Source organism: Sphingobium sp. Z007, assembly GCF_900013425.1.
GTDB lineage: Bacteria > Pseudomonadota > Alphaproteobacteria > Sphingomonadales > Sphingomonadaceae > Sphingobium.
The window spans coordinates 2,077,671-2,102,386 of record NZ_FBXK01000005.1 but is presented as its reverse complement, the minus strand read 5'-3'; the positions used below and the strand labels follow the sequence as shown (position 1 = coordinate 2,102,386).

Below are 24,716 nucleotides of genomic sequence, written 5' to 3'. Positions count from 1 at the left end.
ATTAATGCCGTTTTGACCGTGGAGCATTTACTCGCCCTTGTTGCTGAGGGAATAAATCATGCTATGGGACTAGGATATGATAGAAAACGCGCATGATCATCGCATTGATCACACAGAATTGCTCACATTCAGGCAATTTGGTATCAACCATTTGCGCTATCGTGCAAGAGTGATGGCGCAGCAGCCAAGCATTTCAGGCGGCGTATTGCTAATTAATGACACCCGTACCCAAAACAACGTGGGCTGTAGAGCGACCAGTAATGCATTGATCAATTACATGGCTGCCGGAGGCCTAAATGTGGCGGCCAGTGTTACTCTTGCGGAAATCCAGGCGCTCTCCAATGAGGTGCCATTCATTCCGGGGAAACTGGACGAAATGGTCGCCCAGGTGCTCGCCCATGCTGCATTTCAAGAATTTCTTGCTGCAGCAATAAGGAAGGCGGACGCTATCATTATCAATGGGGAGGGTAGCTTCTACGATCAGCAGAAAAAAGGCATTTTTACTGCTATCCTCGGGATTATCGCCAAACGACATTTTGCGAAGCGGGTGGCGGTCGTCAACACCAGCGTGTCGTTCACCGACCCTGAAATGGGATTATATTGCGATGCGCTCTTTGGTGAGGCTGACGTCATCGCTTTCAGGGAACATGCCTCTTTCGAATCGGCGTTGGGCCGTTGGCCCTCCCGGTCCCCCATATTCGCGCCTGATGCTGCGTTTCAATATGCCATGAAGCCTTTACCCCAGCGCCAAGCCCGTATGATAGAAGGCATTTATCCTAACGAACTGCTAGCGGGGCCGATCCCGCTCGGTGCAGTGTTGATCAGTGGAACTTCGGCAATCTTTCGTAAAGATCGGCCCGCGTTCACCGGCTATCATGCGCTTCGCCAATTGGTAGTTGATCTTATCGGGGACGGGCATCCTGTGGTCCTTTTTGCGGCAGACCAAGCTGATGAGCGGTTGCTGTCCTCCCTTGCAACGGATTTGTCGCTGCCCATGATCTCGGCATCGACCGGGACCGACGCTTTGCTCAACTATTTGTCCAGCGCCAGTTGCCTCCTGTCTGGCCGTTTTCATGCTTCTATTCTGGCGGCATGCGTGGGAACACCGCTGATTCTGGGAGAAGCGAATTTCCCCAAGACACAGGCGCTTCGCGCAATGTTGAAGGTGGACACTCCGTTCTTTTCCTTCCATAGGTTCCAAGAGCAGCGGCAGGAAATTCTGGCCGCTATCAACGCTATTCGTGATGGAGGCGATGCCCTCCGGGCGCGTTATCGCGCCGAGGCCGAATCGCTTGCGGAAGCCTCCAGCGCCTGGGTTCCAAGATTAGTCGCGGTTTTGGGTTCGCCATAGGATTCGTGCGGTCGCTTCAAGGCGGGGTTGGCCAGTGTGGCGTACGGCTATTTTGATGCTTTCGAATGGCCTGGTTTCTCGCACATGCGAGATGTTCGGCGGCTTGTAGATAATAGACGGTTCTTCAACGAGTTTAAGCTTCCATGCACCGCTTCGGCCCTTGCCTGTGCGGGCGCTCTCCCCTATCAACGCCCCAGCATTGTTGGGGGAAAATAGCGTATGGCTATAGGTGCTAAATTGCCGAGCATCCAGATCGCGCGTACTGTTGAGAGGCTTCAAGGACTTTTGCCGGACATCGGTCAAAGGCCGGTCCTCATCGTTGGGAATGGTCCAAGTTGCCGGACAGTAGATTACCGGCAAATTCCTCAAGACGCTTATGTCTTCCGCTGCAATTGGTTCTTCCTTGAGGAGGAGTATCAATTCGGACGGAAAGTCGATGCTTATTTTTGGTCGGTCAATAATAAAGGCCTGCACGCTGAACTGCGAAAGTCAGTCGTTGCCCATGATTATGACTATGGCCTCTTTATGTGTCCGTTCCTGGTGCCGGAGGACGGCGCCGACGTAACGAAGACATATTCGGACGTGTTCCAGCCCCAGTTTGATCACTGGCAAATCATGTCGTCAGTGCCAAATATTGCGCGACTTTTAATGTCCCGGCCCCTCCCCACGCAAGGCGTGCAGATGCTTGCGACCGCCCTTATCCTTGGCGCGCGCGATGTCCATCTTATCGGCATGGACATGTACGTCAGCAAGGAAGCACGATATGCTTATAATATTCCCCCTGAGATCGCCAAAAACTTCTTCGAGAAGGATTTACGGCCGGGATACGAAGATAAGCATTCTCTGACCACGGATTTGCGCGCGCTGGAAGTTGTCAACGCGACGTTCAAAGATGCGAAGATTACCAATCACAGCCCTGAAGGCCCTTTGCGCCGTATTTATCCGGTTCCGCAGGCTCTTGAAAATTTCACCACCGAATGGCCTAGGCCCAAGGGGCAGGCCGCGATCGAGAGCGGGCAGGTGGGCGAACGATATTATGCGACAAAGACCATAAATGGCGAAGCAAAGCGTTGCGCCTATGTCACCTATGCGACTGAGGACTTCGCATTTGGCGTGGCCGCTCTTGCCAACTCGCTCGCTAAGCACAGCGATGTGCCGCTTATCGTCATGAAGCGCGCCGGTATTGAATTTCCATTCGATCTCGGCCCCAATACCGCAATTTTGAGTGTGGATGAGGTCAATAATCCAAATCTGCTCAATAGCGTCAGTCAGCGTTTTGCCGATACGTATAATAAGCTGAATGTATTCGGTCTCAAATTTCTTGATAAAGCCGTTTTCCTTGATGCCGATACGATTGTCATGCAGCCTATTGATGAGCTGTTTGAACTGGACGGCTTCCACGCGGCACCCGATTATGGTCAAGAGGCCAACGCAAGGCATTTTAACAGTGGCGTGTTCTATTGTGAACCCAGCGGGCAGTTGCTGGCCGATTTGCTGGATGCTGCGGGTAATGTGACCTCATTCGATGGCGGCGATCAGGGGCTCCTTAACGAGTTTTTCTCTGACTGGGTTGCGCTCGATCGGAAATATAATACGCTGAAGCGTATCCAGCTGGATTTGCCGTCTCTTTTTGACGTCCAGGATATCAAGATACTTCACTATGTGGGTATCAAGCCTTGGCACCATTTGGGGAAGAGGCGCAACGCAGAGCATAAAGACTTAGAGCGCATCTGGTTCAGCCATTTGCCTGAGGAGCGCAAGCTCGATCTCATTCAGGTTTTCCGAAGTGCGCCTTTGTCGACTGGCGCCACTCTGGAGACTATCGCCGCAGAGGAACTGGACAAACGCGAGCGGAAAATCACAATCCGTCTGAAGGAGGTGTATGAAGGTAAGCTCAAGTCGCTCGAAGCGAAGGTTCTCGAATATAAGGAAACGGCCGAGGGGCATAGCAATCGGGTAAATTTATTCGGGTCGGTCATCAGCCAGATCGGCGAAGGCTTGGATAATGCGTTGGCCGCCAACCAGCCGAGCTTCGGCGCGCGTGTCATCATAGGTGGGTCTTCGCTTTTGCGGCAGATCGCCAAAATGGAGCCGGAGCATTTGGCAGGGGTCGATTTCATCGGCTGTGCTGGGAAGTTCGAAGTGCAGCCGGACACGGCTCTTCATGGCGCACGAATCTTTACGATGTCGGATGCCGAAACGATCGAGGCGCATGGCGGCACGCCGGTCGCCGTGAAGTTCGTCGACAAGATTTGGGAGTATAGGTCAGCGCCTGACGCAGCGGAAATCTATGCGTCCCGTCTTTTCCATTCATCGTCGCTGACGCATGTTCTGGGCCGGAGTTCTGATGAAATACCAGAAGCTCTGCACATGCTTAGCTGGTTGCGATATTGGGTAAGACGCACGGGCGTAGTCAGCGCAATTTACTACCAGGATTTCGCTTGGTTGGCTGAAGGCGGAAGCATCGAAGCTGACAAGCAGGCCCGATGGGTGAAGGACACGCTCAATCGGTTAGGGGACGATCTGTCTCACGGCTGATGTTACCGGGTTGGATAGAAGGAGAATTTTGTGGACCCCTATAAGCTTTTTCATTTTGATATCAAGACGTTGGGGAACTACGGCGATACTATTCTCTTTGAGATGGTCCGAGAGACGTTCAACTCGTTTTCAAACCGGGAAGCCTTCTATTTTGAAGGATCCACAAATCTGCGGGATGCTGTCTATCCGCGTCTGGTTTCGGCGATTAACGACAAATATGATGCAGTGGTGATTGGTGGCGGTGGGCTCTTCCTCAGCGACACCAATCCGAACCAGAAGTCTGGATGGCAATGGAACTGCTCCATCGAACTGCTGCGCGCGATCGAAAAGCCCATCATCGTATTTGCCGTTGGGAATAATCGGTTCCTCGAGCAGGCGGATTTCAGTGAAAAATTCATTGAACACGTCAATCTGCTCGCTGAAAAGTCGATCTTTTTCGGGCTTCGCAATCGCGGCTCGGTAGAAACCATCAAGGAATATTTGCGGCCTGAATTGCGTCACAAGGTCGTATATCAGCCCTGTCCAACGACCATTTCGTCGAAATTATGTCCAGACCTCTATGTGCCGGACCTGGCTCCTTCCCGTCATCTTGGAGTTCAAGCCCTTATCGGAAAGCGGCAGTTGGCGGCAGGTTTCGACAAGCCCGGAATCTACGATGAGACTGTCAAAGGTTTGAAAGCCCTGAAGAGCAAGGGCTGGGATGTCGAAGTTTTCGCAAACGCGCGCGGTGATTTGGCGTTCCACAATGAAGCGGTGGAGCGTGGGTTGGATGTGCCGCTGAAGAATGTGTACCAGACGCGGCAGATATTTCAGGCCATGAATTATTTTGCTAAACTTCCGCTGACGGTCGGCATGCGTGGTCATGCTCAAATGATTCCCTTCGGTTTGGGCAACCCGATTCTATCGCTTTTTGTGCATAATAAGCTGCGCTGGTTCCTTCGCGATATTGGTCTTGAAGAATTGTGCATCGACGTCCGTCAGAAAAATTTCGCGGACGAGATAGTAGATAAGTCTGAATGGATTTATAATAATTTCGCTGACCTTCGGGTCAAGCTCATGGCGAAGCAGGATGAAATGCTTCAGGTTACGATGAACAATCTTGCCGATATTCATCACGCTCTTGGCGGCAAAAGCCGAATGGCGGCCGTTGCGCCTTACAGCAAGTTTGAGCGTAAACTTGCTCAAGCAGTTTATCTCGCTGGGTTTGACAGAGAAGAACTCGTTCATGCCCAACAAGCTGCCAAGGCGAAGCAGGCCGCTGCCCGGTAATAACCATCAGTTACATGTTGATGTGCCGGTGCTCGGACTTTGCAGTGCACCGGCGGACGTGAATATTGGGTCATTCCATTATGATGTGCCGGGCGTGACGAAATATATCGCCCGATATCATATAGGATTGTGGCCGTGTAGGGATGCCGAGTCCACGCAATTTTCTCGTCGTTCAACTGCATATGGTCGGTTCGGGAAATCCGGGCCAAACGCCGTGCCATGGCGTGATCGTTATACAAAGTGGTGGCTTATGTCGCCATGCTATCGAGGCACGCGCCGGTGATGCAATTTCGGTCGCTAGCCGATGTGTTGCCGGGCGTTCTGGCCATGGAAGCGCCCATCGACATTGCGCAAGGGGCTACCGCCCGCGTGTTGGCGATAGGGCAGGATCATGTGCTCAAACTGTTCACCGATGGCGCTGCGGATTCGATGATCGAACGGGAGGCGGCTGCCTCCCGTTTGGCGCAGCAATCAGGTCTGCCCACTGCAGGGGCGTTGGGTTTGATCCGGTATGAAGGCGCGCGCGGAATATTGTTTCCGCGCATTACGGGCGTAACGATGCAAGCGGAACTGCGGCGTCGCCCGCTGAACGCCGGCGCCTTACTGAGTGCGTGGATGCAACTTTGCAGCGACATGCATGCCGTGCGATCGACGGCGCTTCGGTCGTTCAAGGATGTCTGCAGGACCGACCTTGTTTTCGGCCCCTTACCCGAAGAGACTAAGCGGCAGGCGATCGCTTATCTGGACGTGTTGCCGGACGACGATCGATTGATGCACGGAGACCTTCACGTGGGCAATGTCATTCTGTCGTCAGAGGGGATGGTTCTTATAGATTGGTCGAAAGCCGCGACGGGCGATCCTATCGCAGATATTGCACGGATGGACATGCTGATGCGCTTTGGCATTGGCCCACGCGGCTTGGCGATGGGGTTATGGCGGGACTGGGCCGCGCGGACCTCATCAACAAATTATCTGAACGTGACCGGGGGCGAAGCTGCCTCATTGGCGGCCTGGCGACCGATCGTGGCGTTGACCTGGCTGCGGGTAGGTTTGCCGATGCGGACCCGTCCATTCCTGCGCTACGCCAATCAGGCGCTCAGCCATGTCGGCTTGCCCAGAATCGAGCCAGCATCGCTGAGGTGGCGTGCCTCCTGAAGGCGGCTTGCACGATCGTTTGCGACGCATATTGGAAGAAGCGCTTTGAGGCCCAAAGACGTCACTATAGATGCCACCCGATGTTGATGATCCGATGATAGCAAACCCTGTTTCCAGGCGCCTGATCCTGGCCGTGCATATCGATGCGTTCATTGCCGCGCCGAAGGCTTATCTGACGGCATGGTGGTGGCGTATCCGCCGAAAGCGACTCCGCGCACGCAGTCAATTAGCGCCATTGCTCGGTCGATCGCCCAGGGCGTATCGGTTGTGGTTGACCCAACAGGATATTATCGTCCGCGACCAAAATGCAGAAGCCTTGCCCGGACCGCCTATCATCGCGCTGATATATGGTGGAAGTGATCGAGGCGCTCTGGCAGAGACCCTCGATAGCCTGTCGGTTCAAGATGTGCGACCATTGGTGATGGGTACATCAGATGCGTCGATGCTGATGGATGCCGTCGGCGATATCGACTGGAACAGCGGTGGCTGGTTCATGCCGATCGTTGCAGGTGACCGGCTCGCTCCAGATGCGATTCAGGTGTATCGCGCTGCGATCGCCCGAGGTGACGCCCGCGTCATTTATGCCGACGATGATGAACTGGACGAAACGGGACGTCGTAGAGCGCCACATTTCAAGCCTGATTGGAATGCCGAACTTTATCGCCATTTCGATTATCTGTCAGGGGCTTGTATCGTACGCGCCGATCGAGATGCGTTCGATCGTCTAGGGGCGGCGCTCGACTGGCCGGGGCAGATCGTAACTTTGGCTATGGGCGATACGCCGCCGGCACATGTCCGGCAAATTCTGCATCATCGCCGTACTCGGCCAAAAGCTCAGCTTCCCCTACCCGCAGTGCGCGTCAACGCCACGGTTGAGCTGCCGTCGGTTACGGTTATCGTGCCGACGCGGAACCAGGCCAAATTGCTGGCGAATTGTCTTTCTGGCATTGCGACCACGGACTATCCGTCGATCGATGTCATCGTTGTCGATAATGACAGTGAAGATCCAGAAACTTTGGAATATCTTGCTCGCCTCGACCCCGCGCGCCATCGCGTCATGCGCCATCCCGGAGCGTTCAATTTCTCTACGATCAACAATCGGGCCGCGCAGGCGGCGCAGGGCGATCTGCTTTGCCTGCTGAACAATGATATCGAAATTCTCGATCCAGACTGGCTGAGGATCATGGCCATTCAGGCGTTGCGGGAAGAGGTCGGTGCAGTCGGGGCGCAACTGCTTTATCCTGATGGCCGGATTCAACATGCCGGCGTGGTGTTGGGCGTAGGCGGGGGGGCTGCGCATGCGCATCGGTTGTTGCGCCCCGACGATCCCGGCTATTTCGGACGGCACATGTTGCCGCAATTTGTATCTGCGGTTACCGCAGCCTGCCTGGTGGTGAAGCGCGACCGCTTCCTGGCCGTAGGGGGCTTTGACGAACGCAACTTTGCGGTTGCGTTCAATGATGTGGACCTTTGCATGCGGCTCAATGATCGTGGCTGGCAGTCCCTATACGAACCGCGGGCTTCCCTGATTCACCATGAATCGGTTTCGCGGGGCTTCGATCGCGACCTTGCAGGTTCGACCCGCCTTGCCGGGGAACTGGCGGCGCTCAAGCGCTTATGGGGTACAGCCACGGGTGTGGACCCTTTTCACCATCCACAGCTTAGCCCGTCGAGCGAACAATTCGTCATCAGGCTTTGAAGGGCAAACAGATGGCAACCGTCACCTCCTCCGCCGATACTAAGCTGTGCTTGCCACAGGTCACGCTCTGCGCGGCCTCGTCCGTGAACATACAGGCTACGCTGCGTGCATTGAGAGCATGTTTGGCGCAGGTCGATGTTGCCGCATGCAAATTTTTCACTGATGCGGACGATCTGGCGGAAGAGGGAGGCATTGCGATCGTGCCTATTCGGCGATTGCAGTCCGCGAGCGATTATTCAACCTTCTTGTTGTCGGATATGGTGGACCATATCGATACGCCCTATTGTCTGGTGGTGCAGTGGGATGGCCATATCGTCAATGCTAGCAAATGGCGGGCGGATTTCCTGGACTATGACTATATCGGGGCGCGCTGGCCGCAGTTCGATGATGGGCACGACGTTGGTAATGGCGGCTTTTCCTTGCGCAGCAAGCGGCTGATGGACAAATGCCGAAATGCCGATTTCCAGCATATGCATCCTGAAGACGTCGCTATCGGACGGGTGAACCGGGATTGGCTGGAATCGTGGGGCATACGCTTTGCGCCGGCTGAACTGGCCGATCAGTTCGCAAGTGAGAGAGTCGGTAATCCGCGCGCCAGTTTCGGCTATCACGGGGTGTTCAACATGCCCCACGCAATTGGTACGCAGGCTTTCTGGAGCGTCTATCGCGACCTTGATGATCGTAGCACAGTCTGGCACGACTTCGCAGGCATCTTCAGGGCTGTCGGGCGTGGTGCTGGCGGTTGGTTACGGATGGCGGCAATGACCAGAGACTATGTAAGAGATTTTTGGCGTAAGCATCGTGGAATATCTGCCCGCTGTGCGTGATTGTATAAGAGGCCAACTCATTCGTGACTGACATATTCCCTGGCATACCGCTGATAGAATCTCCTTTGTTTTACGCGCAAAAGGCGTCTCTTGGCCTGACGGACGAGGAAGATCGGATTGCAACCAGCCTTCACGAAAAGGGCTATGCCGTGTTCGATTTTCCAGATGCGCAACTGGAGGCGCGGATCGACCGGATCAAGCATAGCCTCGCCCCGCACTATGCCACCAATTTAGCCGATCCCAATAGCGACAAGACGGTCGGCGAGCGCCGAATTCAGGATGCATGGTCTTTCGACGAGGACGTCCATGCCATCGCGGTGAACCAGGCCGTGCTGGATCTTCTGGGCAAATTATACGGACGGCCGGCCTTTCCTTTTCAAACGCTGAACTTTCCAGTGGGGACGCAGCAGGAAGCCCATTCCGATTCGGTGCATTTTTCCAGTTTGCCAGAACGCTTTATGTGCGGGCTATGGCTGGCGATGGAAGATATCGGTCCCGATGCAGGACCCTTATTCTATTATCCAGGATCGCACCGCTGGCCGATCATGACTAACGGGCTGATCGGGCGACGCGACGAGGGTATCAAATTGGGATCAGCGCAAGATCCCTATGGCCCTGCTTGGAAGGCGATCTGCGACGCTTACGGCGCGCAGCCTGAAGTGCTGACCGCGCGCAAGGGGCAGGCGCTGATCTGGTGTGCAAATCTGTTGCATGGCGGTTCTTACCAGAATAATCCTAAGTTGACGCGCTGGTCCCAGGTCACCCATTATTATTTTGAGGACTGTATATATTACACGCCTGCTTTTTCTGACGAGGCATTAGGCCGGCTTGACCTGCGCACGCCGGTCGCGATCAGTGACGGTAAACCCCGACCAAGTCGCCATCTGGGCGAGATCGTTGCACCACCACGCCCGGTTACGCCTGATAACAAGCAAACGGGCTCCCCAGCCTGGCGCTGGATCAAGCGGCGTTTGCGCAAACTGCTCCAACCATCGTGACGGTCGGCGACATATCCTCGATGACCGTGCGCAATCGCGACATAGCTCGTCTCCTGTTCCATCGTCCGGGCGAACTGATCGCCATACTTTATTGGTTCGTGAGGCGTCGGCGCGTACGAGCCGTCGGTCGATTGAGGACCGCTGTCGCAGCATTACCCTTCATTTATAAGCATTGGCTCCAAGATTGCGCCAACCTCGACAGGAGAGCATTGCTTTCCCGTTCCGGCTCGGAACGGCCCGCGCGAGACATAGGGATTCATCTCCACATCGGGACAGAGGTTGCGCCGCGGCGGGTCAGGGCGGTGATTGCCTCCATCCGCCGGCAAAGCTGGCCACATTGGAAATTGACGGTAACGCTGGAGGATGCCCATATCTACAGGCTGCCGTCCGACCCCCGAATTTCTATCATTGACGGTTGCAGGTCGCGCACCGCTGGGCTGGCTGCGGCATTTGATGCGAGCGACACGCGCTATCTCGTCCCTCTTCGCGAGGACTGTCGACTTCCGGTTCACGCGCTGGCTGCCTATGCGGCGGCTAGCGCAGCGATGGCAGACGCGGTGCCGCCTATTGTTTATGGGGATCAGGATGAGTTCGGCTTTATGGGCCGCAGGGCCAATCCGTGGTTTAAGCCGGATTGGGATCCAAACATGGCCATGGCGCAGGATTATGTGAGTGCGGCCTGCGCGATCCCGGTCGATGCAGCGCGTATTGTGTTACGCGGCAAACAGTGGGGCATGCTGACGGACGAAGCGGATGGCGCAGCAGTCTATGCCCTGTTGTTGCATCTCGCGGTTCGCGATGGCCGTGATTGTCATCACGTACATCGCGTTACCATCAGTACACCGCGGGGTGATTGGTATCGGCCACGCCCCGACCGGTTTATTGCCCTGCGGGCACATCTGGCGTCATATGGTGGTCCGTCTGTGACCAAAGGGCCGTTCGAAACGGCGAAGATCGCATGGCCACTGCCTGACCGACTTCCGTTGGTCAGCATCATCATCCCGACACGCGACGGCGTCGATCTGCTCCGCTGCTGCGTTGAAGGGGTATTGGGGAACACCCGTTACGACAACATGCAAATCATAATCGTCGACAATGGCAGCATAGAAGAAGAAACACTCGAATTCCTGCAATCCGTCGTAGCCGATGAGCGTGTCGAGGTCATATCATGGCCTAATGAATATAATTATTCAGCCATTAATAATTTCGCGGCCAGCTTTGCCGCTGGCGAATATCTGTGTCTGTTGAACAACGATGTAGAAATTATCGACGAAAATTGGCTGGAAGAGATGATGCGGCAGGCTTGTCGGCCCGGCATCGGAGCCGTCGGCGCACGGCTTCTTTATCCCGATAGGACGATCCAGCATGCCGGCATCGTGTTGGGCATGGGTAACGCTGCTGGCCATGCACATCGGGGCATTGCCGAGGATGCGCCCGGCTATTTCGCCCATGCGCTTGTGACCCGATCCGCAACAGCCGTGACCGCCGCCTGTCTCGTGGTTTCCCGTCGCCTGTTCGATAGCGTCGGGGGGCTGGATCAGGACGGCGTCCGTATCGCCTATAGCGATGTCGATTTTTGCCTGAAGATTCGAGCGGCCGGGGCTGCGAATATGTACGTCCCCAGTGCCGTCCTGATCCATCATGAGAGCAAATCGCGTGGGCTGGACATGGCGCCAAAGCACCGCGATCGCTATTTTCGCGAACTCGCCATTTTGCAAGAACGCTGGGATACGGTCGGCTTTTTGGATCCCACGCACCATCCGGCGCTCGATCGCCATTCGGAGCAATTTGGGACTGTGCGATAAGCTCAGATCCTAACATATCCGTTCAAATGTAACAAATTCCGGTCATGGTGCAGCCGACCAATCAGGGCGTTTTGTAAGAGAAAGCCCTTTTCATATTTCGTCGAATCGGCGATGCTTTGTGCGAAGATTTTAATCTGCCGCGCGCGGCAGAATGAGTGGGGCTATGTGGTCGGCATAACCTATCATCAGATTTTATTGGGGAAGAACTAATTTGCGATCGATACAGAAAGCACTTTATAAACTTGTGGTTAGTAAAGCGGCCAAAGGTTTCGATGCGAATTTTTATCTTTCGCATTATGAGGATTTGAGAGGGCTTGCGAATAAACGAGCTGCGCTAAAGCATTTTATTTTGCATGGAAAATCTGAAGGTAGGTTTCCCAATGAGGCCGCTTATCTCAGCCATGTTGAATCTCTTCCTGGAAATCTCCGCGAGAATTTTGACGTCGCTGCTTATAAATTCTACAATAAAGACCTGACATATAAGTTTGATACCGACGAGGAATATTTCGCTCATTATATAAGGCACGGACATAAGGAAGGGAGAATTGCGGAATTTCCTAAAGAGACGGGTTCTTTTCAGCCAACTCCCTATGAAGAAAAATGGAGATCGATATTTTCGACATCTGAATTCATAGCTTGGTGTGGTGATAAACTGGAAAATATTCCGTCGTCGCGAGAAGATGCTCTCGATCTTTTTTGTGCGGAAGGCATCGACAATATTTGGCCGATCAGCTTTGAATATGAATTTGACGTCAAATTCTCGCGCGACAATCAGACCATGCCAGCGCATGCTCATAAATCCGATGCCGATCTATATCGCGCGTGGCTGAGCGAAGGCTTTCCTTCCGGTATCGCGCCTAATGAGCGGCTCTTTTTGTTTTCCTATCTTGGCGGTATGCCGTTTCCGTTCCATTTCGATTGGCGAAGCTATGCACAGAGGGCGGGAATGGCGTCGTCAACCACCCGAAGCCAGGCGCTGGTTGCGCTGTTCAACAGTCCAATTTCGCGCGTTCTGAAGAATGTCGATTTGATGGGTGCCAACGCGGCATGGCTGCTGGATTGCATCGGGCGGCGCGCCTTGGTGCAGGGGGATTTCAACAAAGCCGTCACGATGTTCAAGCAATCAACTGCGCTCGCGCCGACGGCGGAGCCTTTGTGTCTGCTGGGCGATGCGCACCGCGCGCTCGGCGCGACGTCAGATGCGCTGGAAGCCTATACCGCGTCTATGAGTCTCGACCGTGGGCCGATCTGGGCATTTCTGCACGCAACATCCATTTATGTGGATCGTAAGGAATTCGCCGAGGCGTTCGACGTTCTGCGCAAAGCCTATCCGCTGTGGCGGCAGAAGCCGGAATTCGGCGCAAAGCTGCACGAAGTCGTCAGTCGGTATTTCGATCATCAAAGTGCGCGGGCGCATGCGATGTATAAGGAGGTCGCCGAGAGCGATGCCGATCTGGTCAAAAGAGCGGCAATCGACAGGCTTTTAACCGACACGCTTGACGACATCCGCGCAGTTTATATCGACATGGACGACCTGCCGGCACCGACAGGCGGTGATTCAGATGGATATGTCGCAATATTGGCCAACGACGATCTGCGACAATGCAATCATTACCGCATCGAACAAAAGGTTCTGGAATTCGAACAGGCCGATATTCCCGTCCGGGTTTTTTCCCACCACCACGTCCAGGCGTTCATGGACAGCCTGATGGGGGCGAGAGCCGTCATCATCTATCGCGTAGCTGCACTACCCCATGTTTTGCGGGCGATCCTCCATGCAAACAGCATGAACCTGAGCACCTATTATGAGATCGACGACCTCATATTTGATTCCGATTGCTATCCTGATCCTTACCCCTCTTTCGAAGGAGAAATTTCGCCGCAGGAATATGCGGGCCTGCAATTCGGCGTACCATTGTTTCGCTATGCGATGTCCATGTGCAAGGGCAGCATAGCATCCACCCCGCCGCTAGCCGAAAAGATGCGGGCGGTTACTGCGGGGGATGAGAGCATCATCATCCGCAATGCGCTGGACGATCGTAACATCGCCGCGATCGAAATGGGCGCCAAGCCCGTCCGTAGCCAGGACGGGCGGATCAGGATTTTTTACGGTTCGGGGACAAAGGCGCATAATGCCGATTTCAACAATCTCGTCGGGCCGGCCTTGCTCGACCTGATGACCCGGTATGACCATGTGGACCTTGTGATCGTGGGTCATCTGAAATTGCGACCAGACCTAGCTGCGATGGATGATCGCATCATCACCCACGCTTTTGTGGCGGACGTGAAAGCCTATTGGTCATTGCTCGCCAGCTGTCATATCAATCTGGCGGTGCTGGAGCCGAGCATTGTGGCCGATTGTAAAAGCGAGATAAAATGGCTGGAGGCGGCTGTTTTGCAGATACCGTCGGTGGTCAGCGGCACCGAGACTTATCATGATGTCATCGAAAATGGTGTCGATGGCCTGATCGTCGATAGTGATGCTGAGTGGCTCGCTGCCTTAGAGAAGCTGATCACAGATACAGATCTGCGCATGCTCATCGGCGCAAAAGCGCGCGAAAAGGCGTTACGGGATTATGATATCGATATCGCGGCCGACACGATCAAAAATGTTTTCGGGGAACAAAATCTTGTCTCGTTGCCGACTGGTCGAAGCCGTCTTCGTGTCCTCATCTGCAACGTATTTTTTGCGCCACAAAGCTATGGCGGTGCGACGCGAGTGGTAGAAGATAATGTTTGGACTTTCGCCGAACAATATCCAGACCTGAACATCGGCATCTTCTGCTCCAATGATGGCGTAGCGCCGGGTCGGTTCACCCTGGAATCAGAAAGAGGCATTCCCGTTTATCGACTGTCAACGCCGCAGGAAGTGAATATGGACTGGCGGCCGTTCAATGAAGGAAATGTAGCGCCATTCGAGCGTGTGTTGGATCATTTCAAGCCCGACCTCATTCATTTTCACTGCGTGCAGCGGTTGACGGCATCGATTGTGGAGACGGCTCACCGTCGCGCCATTCCCTACGTCGTGACATTGCATGACGCATGGTGGGTGTCTGATCATCAATTCCTGGTCGATAGCGACGGCCTGCTGCGTCTGCCAAGTAGCGATATTCTGAACGACTGCGCCGACAGCGCCAATATGTTGGCTTCGATCGAGCGGCGGCAGCGACTCGGTTCCTTGTTGCAGAATTCCGCTGCGAATCTGAGCGTGTCGCGTCCGTTTGCAGACATCTATGCTAATGCCGGCATTGACAATGTGCGGGTGGTCGAAAATGGAACGCCGGCTATAGAAGGTGTGGCCAGATCGCCACGGCCCGATGGTCGCGTTGCCTTGGGCCATGTGGGCGGGCGATCTTCCCACAAGGGCGCTGCTCTGATTGAAGCGGCTTTGCGCCGTGGCGCCTATGCCAACCTTCATCTGACTATGGTCGATGGAACGCTGGCGCCCGGGCAATCGATCGACACCTTCTGGGGCACTACCCCGGTGACGCTGGTTGCGCCTTTTGCGCAGAAGCAGGTCGCTTCGCTTTACAGCCTGATTGATGTGCTGCTGGCTCCCTCGACCTGGCCTGAAAGTTACGGCCTGGTGACGCGAGAGGCCCTGAAAAGCGGTCTATGGGTGATCGCGTCCAATCTGGGTGCGATCGGCCAGGATGTGGAAGAAGATATAAATGGCTATGTCATTGACGTTACCGCTGTAAATGGCCTGGAAAATATTCTCTCCCGAATTGATGCAGACCCGGCGCGTTATCGTAAAGCGCCTCCGCCGCGTGAAGGCGCAGCACGCAGCATGGCGGATCAAGCGGCGGATTTGCATAAAATATATTGGGAGGTGAGCAGTATCAATGCAGGTGACAGCCAGCATAAGTCCCGCCAATACGCTCTGCAATAAATCCTGGATTATCCTTACGGAGAACTGACTAGTGTCGTTTCAAATTAATCGTAACGATCATCTTATCGGCGGACTCGATCTTGGCCGACAAGGAATAGAGTTTCCTTCTGCTCTTGGTCCAGTGCTGACGAAAGATGCGGCTGCCGTGACGTATGTCGATTTTCTGGGCCGTTCAATAGTCGGTGACGATCCCGATTTACATGCGCGGCTTCCCTGGCGCGAACAGCCGCTCAAGGAAAGCGGCCCCTTCGCCTATGCCATTGCTAGCCATGTCATTCAGCATATCCCCAATCTTATCGACTGGTTTGATGACGTCAGCCAGTCGTTGACCGGCGATGGAATTATATCCTTAGCGATACCGGACAAGCGATATGGGTTTGATCTGAAGCGGCCGCTCAGCACGACAGGCACATTGGTTGAAGCCCACCTCCAAGGGAACAGGCGCCCATCGATCGCGCAAATGTTCGATAGTTGTCGGATGACGGTTGCCATGAATACGGAAGACGCTTGGGCCGGGGTCCAAAATGCGCCGTTGTTTGTTGGCGACGTGGCACTGCAGCTTGCTTATGAACAAGCGGTTAGGCAGTATAATGGAAATGACTATATCGACAGTCATTGCTGGATATTTACGCCGAGTTCATTCCTCGATATATTCGAGGACCTCATCAATTTGAAATTATTGTCGTTGGAATTTGATAGATTCGTTCCAACCATAGCTGGCACATCCGAATTTCTTGTTCGGTTCAGACGCGCTGGACAAAATCCGCTCGAAACCGTTCGTGCGGCCCGCGATATTGTGTGGAAGCAAGAGAGGAGCAATTTGCTGCGCTGAAATGAAATGGATGCAGTTGGCGTCAAGTGGGCCATCAACGCCCAAAATCTCGCTTTCGCGCGTCATCGCGCTGCGTCGTTCTGGTCCGATTGGCTGCGCAATGCTTAGGCGTTATTATCGAGCGACGGTGGCTCGCTTCAATAGACCTTGTGCAATGAGTGGAAGGTTACATCAACATCAATCGCTGCTATGGTAAAGGGGCATCGCGTCAGCTCTATGAATATCGGCAATATCGATAGCGATGACGCAAAAATATGCTTGCTGATCCTAGGCATGCATCGATCGGGCACGAGCGCCTTGACTCGAGTTCTTAATCTTCTTGGTTGTGCACTTCCTCGCGATCTCGTGAAGCCCATAGAAAATGATAATGATTTGGGTTTCTGGGAACCACAAGGCGTCATTGATATAAATGCCAGAATATTAGAATTGGCGGGGTCAAGTTGGATAGATTGGCTTCCTTTCGATACGGACTGGTATCATGCGCCGGATCACCTTCTTTTGTTCGAGCAAGCGCAAGAAATGTTGGCGAAGCAATATGGCGGCTCGAATTTTTTCGTCCTAAAGGATCCGCGTATATGTCGTTTGACTAAATTCTGGTTCGACCTGCTTCAAGCCAGCAATGTCTCGCCACGCATTATCCTGCCGATACGCCATCCCGATGAAGTCGCAGCTTCGCTTAACACCCGTCATGGCTTTGACTCGGAGTTCAGTTATCTCCTCTGGCTGCGGCATGTTCTCGATGCAGAAGCTGGATCAAGGGGCAGGGTGCGCTGTTTCACCAGCTATCACGAACTTATGACGGACTGGCCTGCGACGGTGGCACGAGTATCGAAAGCATTTGGGATAAGCTGGCCGCGCTCGCCCGATCAAGCGTCGCAGGGAATCGATGCATTTTTGTCCGATCGTTATCGCCATCATCGATACGATGATGCACAGTTCATCGGGGATTCGTCTAAAGCGCATTGGCTACGCACGGCTTATCGCATATTCGAGGGTTGGGCGAGCCAGGGGGAAAATGCTGCCGACTATGATGAACTCGATGCCATTAAACGCGAACTGGACGCGGCGTCAGGGGCGTTTGGCGGTCTTATCAAACGGGGGCGTCTGGCCGGCAACAGGGCCAAGCAGCTTGAGGCGGAATCGCAAGAAAAAGAGATGGAGCTCATGACGCAATCAGAAGAGTTGAAGATGGCTCGGACGGAGGCAGAGGCTGCATTGGCGCGTCAGGCTGCGCTCAGTGAGGAGGCATTGACCTCTGCTGAGCAGCAGATTGGCGCAACCCTGCTTCGCTTCGAAGAGGGGTTTTCCAAGCAGCTTGCGGAAGCGCTCGCCCAGGTATCAAGCACGAAATCTTTTGCTACGGCGCTTGAGGAGCGGGTTGACCGTGCCGAGGGCATGTTGGCATCGAGCAGAAGAGAGGCTGACGAAGCTGTGCAGCGTGTGGAGAATGAATTGAGCAGGCGAAACGAAGACCTTGCCGATGCACTTTCGCAATTGGGCAGCGCCAAGAGCGCCAGGGCTGCCCTGGAGCAGCAGGTCGAACGCGCAGAAGCCAGGCTCGCCTTGAGTAAATCTGAGGCCGATACGATCGTGCAGCGGCTGGAAGCGGAACTGAGCGAGCGGGCAGAGGAGTTGGCGGAGGTAATCGCCCATCTTGCTGAGGCGAAACATGCCGCGACGATGTTGTCGGAGCAAGTTGAACGTGCAGAAAGCGCCGCCGCATCCAGCAAAGCGGACGCGGAGCGTGCGGACCAGCGGTTTGAAGCCGAATTGGCAATGCGGGACAAGGAACTGGCTGAACTTCGGTCCAGCCTTGCGCAGACGCAAAGCGCACTTGAGCAACGTCGCGCCGAGACCCACGACGTTGGACAGAAGCTGACCGATGCGTTGGCGCGTATGGACGAACTGACTGCTCAAGTCGACGAGAGTGAGAAATCTTTACAAGATAGGGACGCCGATCTTTCGGCGGCAACCGAGCGCGCGGAAGCGGCATTCGCCGAGATTGTCTTGCTAACCCAGATGTTGCAGAAAGGGGAAGCGGAGCTCCAGGCGCTGATCGATAAGAGGGATAGCGAACGACAGGAGGCTATGCAGCGCGTCGCCGCGCTTGAGGATAGCGAAAGGGCTGCGCGCGACCACGCCGCATGGCAGGTTGCGCAGTTGGAACATTCGTTGAAGAGTGAGCGGGAAAACGCACACCGAGCCCAAGCGGAAATGCATGCGGATATGGTCGGCTTGACCGACCGGATCAACGAGCTTGTAGAGTTGGGGAGAACGCAGAGTCGTCTGGAGGACGATCTTTCCGCCGCTCTGGCGCGCGCGAACGAAGAACAGTCACGCGTGGAATATGAACTGGCGCGTGCCGTGGACCATAGGGTGCGCCTGGAACATGAATTGGCTGATTTAAGCACCGCCTATCATCGTCGTGAAGATGAACTTGGTGGATCGGTCGCACGTTTGACCAACGAAAATTCACATTTGCTGCGGGAAACGCTGTCGCTGGGACAAGCATTGGCGCGCTCTGAAGGGGACAAGCGCGGGTTGCAGAATACGTTGAGTTTGCAAGGCAAGAACTTGGCGCGAACGGAAGGTCGTGTAGCTTGGTTGGCCAAGCTGGTGGCGATGCTGATCGAAGAGAGAGGCAAGAAGCTGCGCTTCACGTCGTGGCTTCCCGCAGCCATTGGGCGCGATCGCCTGAATTCTAAATTGAAGAGCCAAGGTCTTTTCGATCAAACGGTCTATTTGAATCTCAATCGCGATGTCGCTGAAGCAGGTATGGACCCCCTGCGTCACTACGTGCTGCACGGCATGAATGAAGGAAGGCCAAGTGGTCCCCTGGCCAGTGAGGCGGGGAATAATTGATGATACCTCATTGTGACGATGAGGGCGATTCGGAGTTGAACGCGGGTTCATTTGGCGACGCTTATCTAAAGCAATATCCCGATGTGGCAGCGCTCGGGATGGATCCGTTGGAACATTTTCAGTGGATTGGTAAAAGGCTTGGTCGATCAGCTCCTAAAGACGCATCTGCTACGCCGAATTCATGCGTGACGGACCCGACATCAGATGCGGAACTTGAGGTTCTCTTAAATGCTGCTCCAGAAGCATTGACCGTTCCTTCACGACGCCGCATGGATGGAAAAAGAGTCAAGACAGAATCGCGTAATCGGGGTCATTTCTGGTATCGTAACCATGTGCTGGACGGTTTTTTGGATGACGCCGCTTCTTTGCCGCGACTGCCGAAGGCATTGCAGCGGCTATTGGTAATCGCACATGATTTCGGACTCAGTACCGGGGTTACTCGTCCTATTTCGCATTATTTGAATGCGATGACGGCCTGGGGTGGCTTGGATATCACCAGCATCGAGCTTGGCTGGCGTGCGCATGGTAGCGCGGCGCTTCCCTATATTGCTTCACATGATTTCGTCATTATCAATTCAATCGCTCCTATCGTTCAAAATCCGGGTTTGATCGATATAATCTACGAAGAACGTCATAAGATTGCGATTTATCTGCATGAAACGCAGTGGATATTTGACCGTGTAGCGAATGAGCAGCCGGAATTATTTTCGAAGCTCAGGGATATTCTGCCGGAACTGAATATTTTGTGCGTTTCCGATTTGCAGCGTGATTGGCTGAAATCAAGCTTCGGCGTTGATAAAGCGGTTACGGTTTATAACATTACGGCATTAGCAGAACCTATCGATCCCGGATCATTTGAGCGACAGCTGGATGCCGACAAGGCTCTTACGATAGTAATGGCCGGCACAATCCAGCCCCGGAAAGGCGTTACCTTATTTTCTCGTGTCGCAGATCTTGCGCGCGAAGCTGGGCTATCTTGGCGCTTTCGCTGGGCGGGGCATCAAACATGCGCCGACGAAGATGTGTATAAATCACCCAATGTAGATTGGTTGGGGGGGCTGGATAGCCCGAGCATTTTCACATTCATAAAAAGCTGCGATATCTTCTTCCTCTCCTCGGAAGACGATCCATTCCCCTTGTGCGCGCTCGAAGCGCTCCAAGCCTATAAGCGTGTCTGTGCTTATCGGCAGACGGGGATCAGCGTCTTACTCGAAGGTGCAGGCACGCCGGGCACAGTTTTTGAAAGCTACGGGCCAGCCGCTGCGCTTTCGGCGTTACGCCGTGCAGCGATCCGTATTTGCACGAAGTCGACCTTCGATGCGGTCAACCAAGACCTGACCCTCACTCGATTTGTGAGCCGCATCAACGCAGCGCTTTCGTTGTGGTTTAATGAAGGCCCGGCGGCGGTTGTCCCCGCCTCCAGGCGCGTTGCCGTCATAGCCCGTCTGAGAGGCAAGGCCGATCTGCTGCTCTGGAGGCCCGCGTTCAACATATTGTCGAAGGACCATCAGACCGAATTCAGCTTCATCCTGGAAGGAAAGGGCGCCAATCTTGAGGAAGGGCTGAAACGGGATTATCCTCAATCCGTAATAATGCAGAATGTCGGCGTCGAAGACGCCGATGCGAGGCTGACGGCGGCACCAGACTTCGTGCTTTATATCGGCAGTACCGGACGGCCGACTTCCATGTCAGAGGTTCCCGAAAATCCAATCAGCTTTGCCCGTATTTTTCATCTGCTTGATGAACACCCTGCCTTCGGTGCGATCGTCTCGCCCGCTCAGGAGGAAGGCTGGCTGTTGTGCCGATCTGACCGGTGGAGGCAGATATTGCATGGTGAAGTCGCCCTTACGGATGGCATCCCCTATGATGCGGAAATGCCTATGCCGGTTTCGCTTTTGCAGGACCGGCACAAAGGCGAGGATATTTTTGTCGTAGCGGCTGGCCCCAGCGGCAATTTCATCGATCCCGCCTTGCTTAAGGGCAAGACGGTAATAGGGGTCAATCGGGCATTCCGGCATTTCCCTTGTACCTATTCGATTTTCAAGGAATTCGCGAACGGCGAATTTTCCTGCGAGTTGGCGGACGGAGAGACTGTCCCAGTTGTGTCACGCGGCGCATATGGGCATTTGGAGAAGGACGGACAGCGCCGAAATTCCGTTTTCTTTCGCCAGCCGACAGCCTATTTCTACGATCATCCCGAAAATCTGTTCGACAAAATGGACCTCACGCCGATCAGCCATCAGGACGGACGTCTGGTCGTGAGTTGGTCGACGATCACCTCGGCCATCCATCTGGCTGCCTACATGGGCGCGGCGAACATCATATTGTTGGGCCATGATTGTGGCGCGATAGACGGAAAAGCCGTGCTCGACGGCTATTATGACGGCATGGACGCATCCATGTGGAGCGACCTTGACCAATATCGCGACTGGCTGAAAAAGATCGAGCGTCAGAGCATGACGGTTCGGGATGCGATCCAGGAAAGCTATGGTGCCCGGCTAGTGTCCATAAATCCCTTCCTGAATTTTGGTTTGGAAGGGCATGACTATCGACGCTTCGGCGCGCCCGAAACCATCGTCAAAAAACGTCCTGTTTTGCTGTGGTGTAACGGCCCATCATCGCGATCTGCGATCATGCCGGATGCCGTGCAGGATTATATCATCTGCCGCATGAACTTTTTCTTCAAGGAGGACGAGCCGGCGTTAGGCGGTCGGGTCGATGAAATGTTCTGGGGGGTGAACGAACCTCATCTGCATGCCGACATGGCGGAAGTCGTCAAAGCGGGCCGCTATCGTATAGCGCGATATAATAGCCCGCTTAAGTTGGACGCCATGACTTATCCAGGCGGTGAAAAGCTGTCGGACCGTCCCTTCTTCAGGAAGGAAGATTTGCGCGATCATTGGAGCGTGATCTCAAAACGACCCGAACTAGGCCGGATGATGATGTCTCGCCCCTTCGCCACGACGGGCCTTCAAGCCTTGGCGGCCATGGCGTGCGAAGGGCACAGGAAATTTGCCATTGTAGGAATGGATTTTTATTCAAAGATAGGCGGCGAACGTTACGCCTATAAGGTCTCCGATGATCTCAAGGCAAAGCTAGATCCCAAGCATCTGACGCCAGGCTACGAGAAGGGGGCCCATTCTTTGGCTACGGATTCCCGGTTTTTGACTGCCATTCTAAACAGCTTCCCCGACTTGGAGTTTGAGCTTCTGTCGCCAATGCCGATATTGGAGCGGCTGCTTGAAGAGGCGGGGGCTTCGTTCACGAAGCTGACGTGATTCCATCTGCGGACGCGCTCACAGGCTCCGATAGTGATATCAGGTCAGATAAGATCATCCTAAGCATGGTAGCGCTATGCTTTGAGCGCGTGCGAATGGATAGCAATCGGCCAGCAGAGCCAGCGCCCATCTTAATATGCATATAGGTTAGAATTTATCATGTTGTTTCCGAATTTTGAATATGGAAACAATATTTCTGTAATCGATTTGCATTGGCGGATAACAGCATATGGTAGAAGATGCGTCAATTGACGTTCGTTCAGACGAAAGCGTCTCAAATCAATCGATGTATAAGATTGGCTCCGTCCCGGAAGGATTATTATATAGTCCTTTGTCATCCTGCAATTTGAACTGCATCCAGTGTATTTCGAAAGATTCACGTAAGCGTGCGGTGAGGATGGATGGCAGGATAAAAGAAGACATCAGTCGCAGGGTCGAAGCCGGCGAAATTCTTTGGATGTTCACTGATTATAGTGGAGATCTGCTTTTTGCAGATAAAAAATATCCCGGCGAGCTAGACTATGTTTTGGAGCTTGGTATCGCAGTCCATATAGATACAAACGGCGTTTACCTGACCGCTGAGAATATTGAAAAGATCATGCGGTCAAAAGTCGATGCCGTCAGTATTTCTGTGGACGCTGCTACTGACGCCACATATCGCAAAATTCGGGTCGGCTCTCCTCCGGTGAACCAGATATTCACGGCCGCTCGATCACTTGTCGACGCGCGTAATGCGCATGACAGAAAGCATAATTTCAGGATCAGCATGGGCTTCACGCTCATGCGATCCAACATCGAGGAACTGCCGCTTTTTGTCGCAAAAGCGGCTGCCGCGGGTGTCGATTCCATAGGCACCCGCCATTTGGAAATTTATGACGTGGAGATGGAGCAGGAAAGCCTCTTCGACGATCACGACTTGTTCAATGCCATTCGCATTGAGAGCCTTAAGGTCGCGGAAATCTGCGGCATAAATTTGGAAATCGGCCCGCCTCTGTCGTCAGTCGTCGAAATCGGCGGTAATGCGCCATGTCACATTCCATGGACATCCGCTGTGATACTCGCGAATGGAGATTTGCAGGCTTGCTGCTCGCCAAAATCCACAATGGGCAATCTGCACGAAAATTCGATGGAAGAAATCTGGAATAGCGCTCCCTACCATGAACTTCGCCGTCGAGTGAACAGCGCAAGCCCTCCATCTTTGTGTAACAATTGCCAATTTCGGAATGACATCGGACATTTTCAGGATCGGGAAGGGTTAAGTTCATTCTTGCGAGCAGCGCCACTTTTACAGGAATTGTCGGCTTAATCGGGACTGGTTGGTACAGGGAGAAGACCCGATCGATTTCTACTTGGAAATAGGTTCGTCATTCGATGTGTCAGCGGGGCCTGATGGCCGCCTTGCGCATCAAGGGGCCGACGAGTTGATGACCGTTCTTTGCGAGGGGGCACCGGTGTTGGACGAGATCAAGGATTGAGCATGCGGCGCAGCGACCACTTATGAGACCTGTGCGCGGGTGGGCGTAGACAACGGCTTTAATTGCTGATTCTATGAGCTTTCCGAAGAGGAGAGCAGGACGTGGCGCATCGTTCGATTGGTCAGGAGCGGTTTGGTTTTGCTGGTCGCGCGCGGTCGGCATCATCGCTCGACACGCTTGGCAAGCTGATTGATTGGGCTTCGGTCGCGGCGCTTCTCGATCCGCTTTATTCTGCCAGCAAGGGCGAGCCCGCCTGGCCACCTCTGGCGATGTTCAAGGCCCTACTTTTATCGATCTGGTACGACCTGTCGGACGTGAAGCTGGCCGAGGCGCTTGATGATCGGGCTTCCTTCCGCCGCTTTTGTGGTTTTTCGGGTACGGAAGCGACACCAGAACGGACAGCATTTGTACGCTTTCGCAAGGAACTGGTCGCCCACAAGCTGGATCGGTTACTGTTCCTGGCTGTGACGGCGCAGCTCAAATCAAAGGCAGTCACAGTCAAGACCGGCACGCTGGTCGATGCCACGATCATTGCCTCGGCCAGCGAGGACGATGATGATGCGAGATGGGTCAAACATAAGGGAAAACGGGCTGTCCATGGCTTCAAGGCACATGTCGGCGCCGATGCTGATACGGCGTTAGTCGAGGAAGTATCGATCACATCTGCCAATATTAACGATGGCAAGGCAGGCCCTGTCATCGGTCGTGCAATTCTCCGCAAAAGTGGGCTTTGAA

At 54.1% G+C, this 24,716-nt stretch carries 14 protein-coding genes; all 14 read left to right on the top strand.

Annotated features, from left to right (window positions below):
* Positions 1-76 precede the first annotated feature (76 nt).
* Positions 77-1,351: a polysaccharide pyruvyl transferase family protein gene (locus CEQ44_RS18170; RefSeq protein ID WP_088183231.1), complete on the top strand. Its 1,275-nt coding sequence runs from the start codon at positions 77-79 to the stop codon at positions 1,349-1,351.
* A gap of 219 nt (positions 1,352-1,570) precedes the next feature.
* Complete coding sequence (locus CEQ44_RS18165) at positions 1,571-3,889, top strand: alpha-2,3-sialyltransferase (RefSeq protein WP_088183230.1); 2,319 nt, start codon at positions 1,571-1,573, stop codon at positions 3,887-3,889.
* 30 nt (positions 3,890-3,919) lie between these two features.
* The gene (locus tag CEQ44_RS18160; protein WP_088183229.1) at positions 3,920-5,158 is read left to right on the top strand and encodes a polysaccharide pyruvyl transferase family protein; all 1,239 of its coding nucleotides are present in this window, start codon (positions 3,920-3,922) and stop codon (positions 5,156-5,158) included.
* 282 nt (positions 5,159-5,440) lie between these two features.
* Positions 5,441-6,313 (top strand): phosphotransferase family protein, encoded by an 873-nt coding sequence (locus tag CEQ44_RS18155; protein WP_176400257.1) that lies wholly within the window; start codon positions 5,441-5,443, stop codon positions 6,311-6,313.
* Positions 6,314-6,383: 70 nt separating this feature from the next.
* A complete protein-coding gene (locus tag CEQ44_RS18150; RefSeq protein ID WP_254913640.1) occupies positions 6,384-8,012 on the top strand; it encodes a glycosyltransferase in 1,629 nt (542 codons plus the stop codon).
* An 11-nt stretch (positions 8,013-8,023) separates the two neighbouring features.
* Positions 8,024-8,839, top strand: coding sequence for a DUF5672 family protein (locus CEQ44_RS18145; protein ID WP_176400256.1), 816 nt, complete (start codon positions 8,024-8,026; stop codon positions 8,837-8,839).
* A gap of 23 nt (positions 8,840-8,862) precedes the next feature.
* Positions 8,863-9,837: a phytanoyl-CoA dioxygenase family protein gene (locus CEQ44_RS18140; RefSeq protein ID WP_088183227.1), complete on the top strand. Its 975-nt coding sequence runs from the start codon at positions 8,863-8,865 to the stop codon at positions 9,835-9,837.
* On the top strand, positions 9,834-11,642 hold the full coding sequence (locus CEQ44_RS18135; protein ID WP_088183226.1) for a glycosyltransferase family 2 protein: 1,809 nt from the start codon (positions 9,834-9,836) through the stop codon (positions 11,640-11,642). The genes CEQ44_RS18140 and CEQ44_RS18135 overlap by 4 nt, the downstream gene beginning before the upstream one ends.
* A 211-nt stretch (positions 11,643-11,853) precedes the next feature.
* The gene (locus CEQ44_RS18125; protein WP_140419298.1) at positions 11,854-15,534 is read left to right on the top strand and encodes a glycosyltransferase; all 3,681 of its coding nucleotides are present in this window, start codon (positions 11,854-11,856) and stop codon (positions 15,532-15,534) included.
* A gap of 31 nt (positions 15,535-15,565) precedes the next feature.
* On the top strand, positions 15,566-16,366 hold the full coding sequence (locus CEQ44_RS18120; RefSeq protein WP_140419297.1) for a class I SAM-dependent methyltransferase: 801 nt from the start codon (positions 15,566-15,568) through the stop codon (positions 16,364-16,366).
* Between the two features lie 216 nt (positions 16,367-16,582).
* A complete protein-coding gene (locus CEQ44_RS18115) occupies positions 16,583-19,228 on the top strand; it encodes a hypothetical protein (RefSeq protein WP_088189831.1) in 2,646 nt (881 codons plus the stop codon).
* Positions 19,228-22,506: a glycosyltransferase gene (locus CEQ44_RS18110; protein WP_088183222.1), complete on the top strand. Its 3,279-nt coding sequence runs from the start codon at positions 19,228-19,230 to the stop codon at positions 22,504-22,506. The genes CEQ44_RS18115 and CEQ44_RS18110 overlap by 1 nt, the downstream gene beginning before the upstream one ends.
* 229 nt (positions 22,507-22,735) lie before the next feature.
* On the top strand, positions 22,736-23,812 hold the full coding sequence (locus CEQ44_RS18105; RefSeq protein ID WP_088183221.1) for a radical SAM/SPASM domain-containing protein: 1,077 nt from the start codon (positions 22,736-22,738) through the stop codon (positions 23,810-23,812).
* A 270-nt stretch (positions 23,813-24,082) separates the two neighbouring features.
* Positions 24,083-24,715, top strand: a complete 633-nt coding sequence (locus tag CEQ44_RS18100) for an IS5 family transposase (RefSeq protein WP_088201823.1) — start codon at positions 24,083-24,085, stop codon at positions 24,713-24,715.
* Position 24,716: the final 1 nt, after the last annotated feature.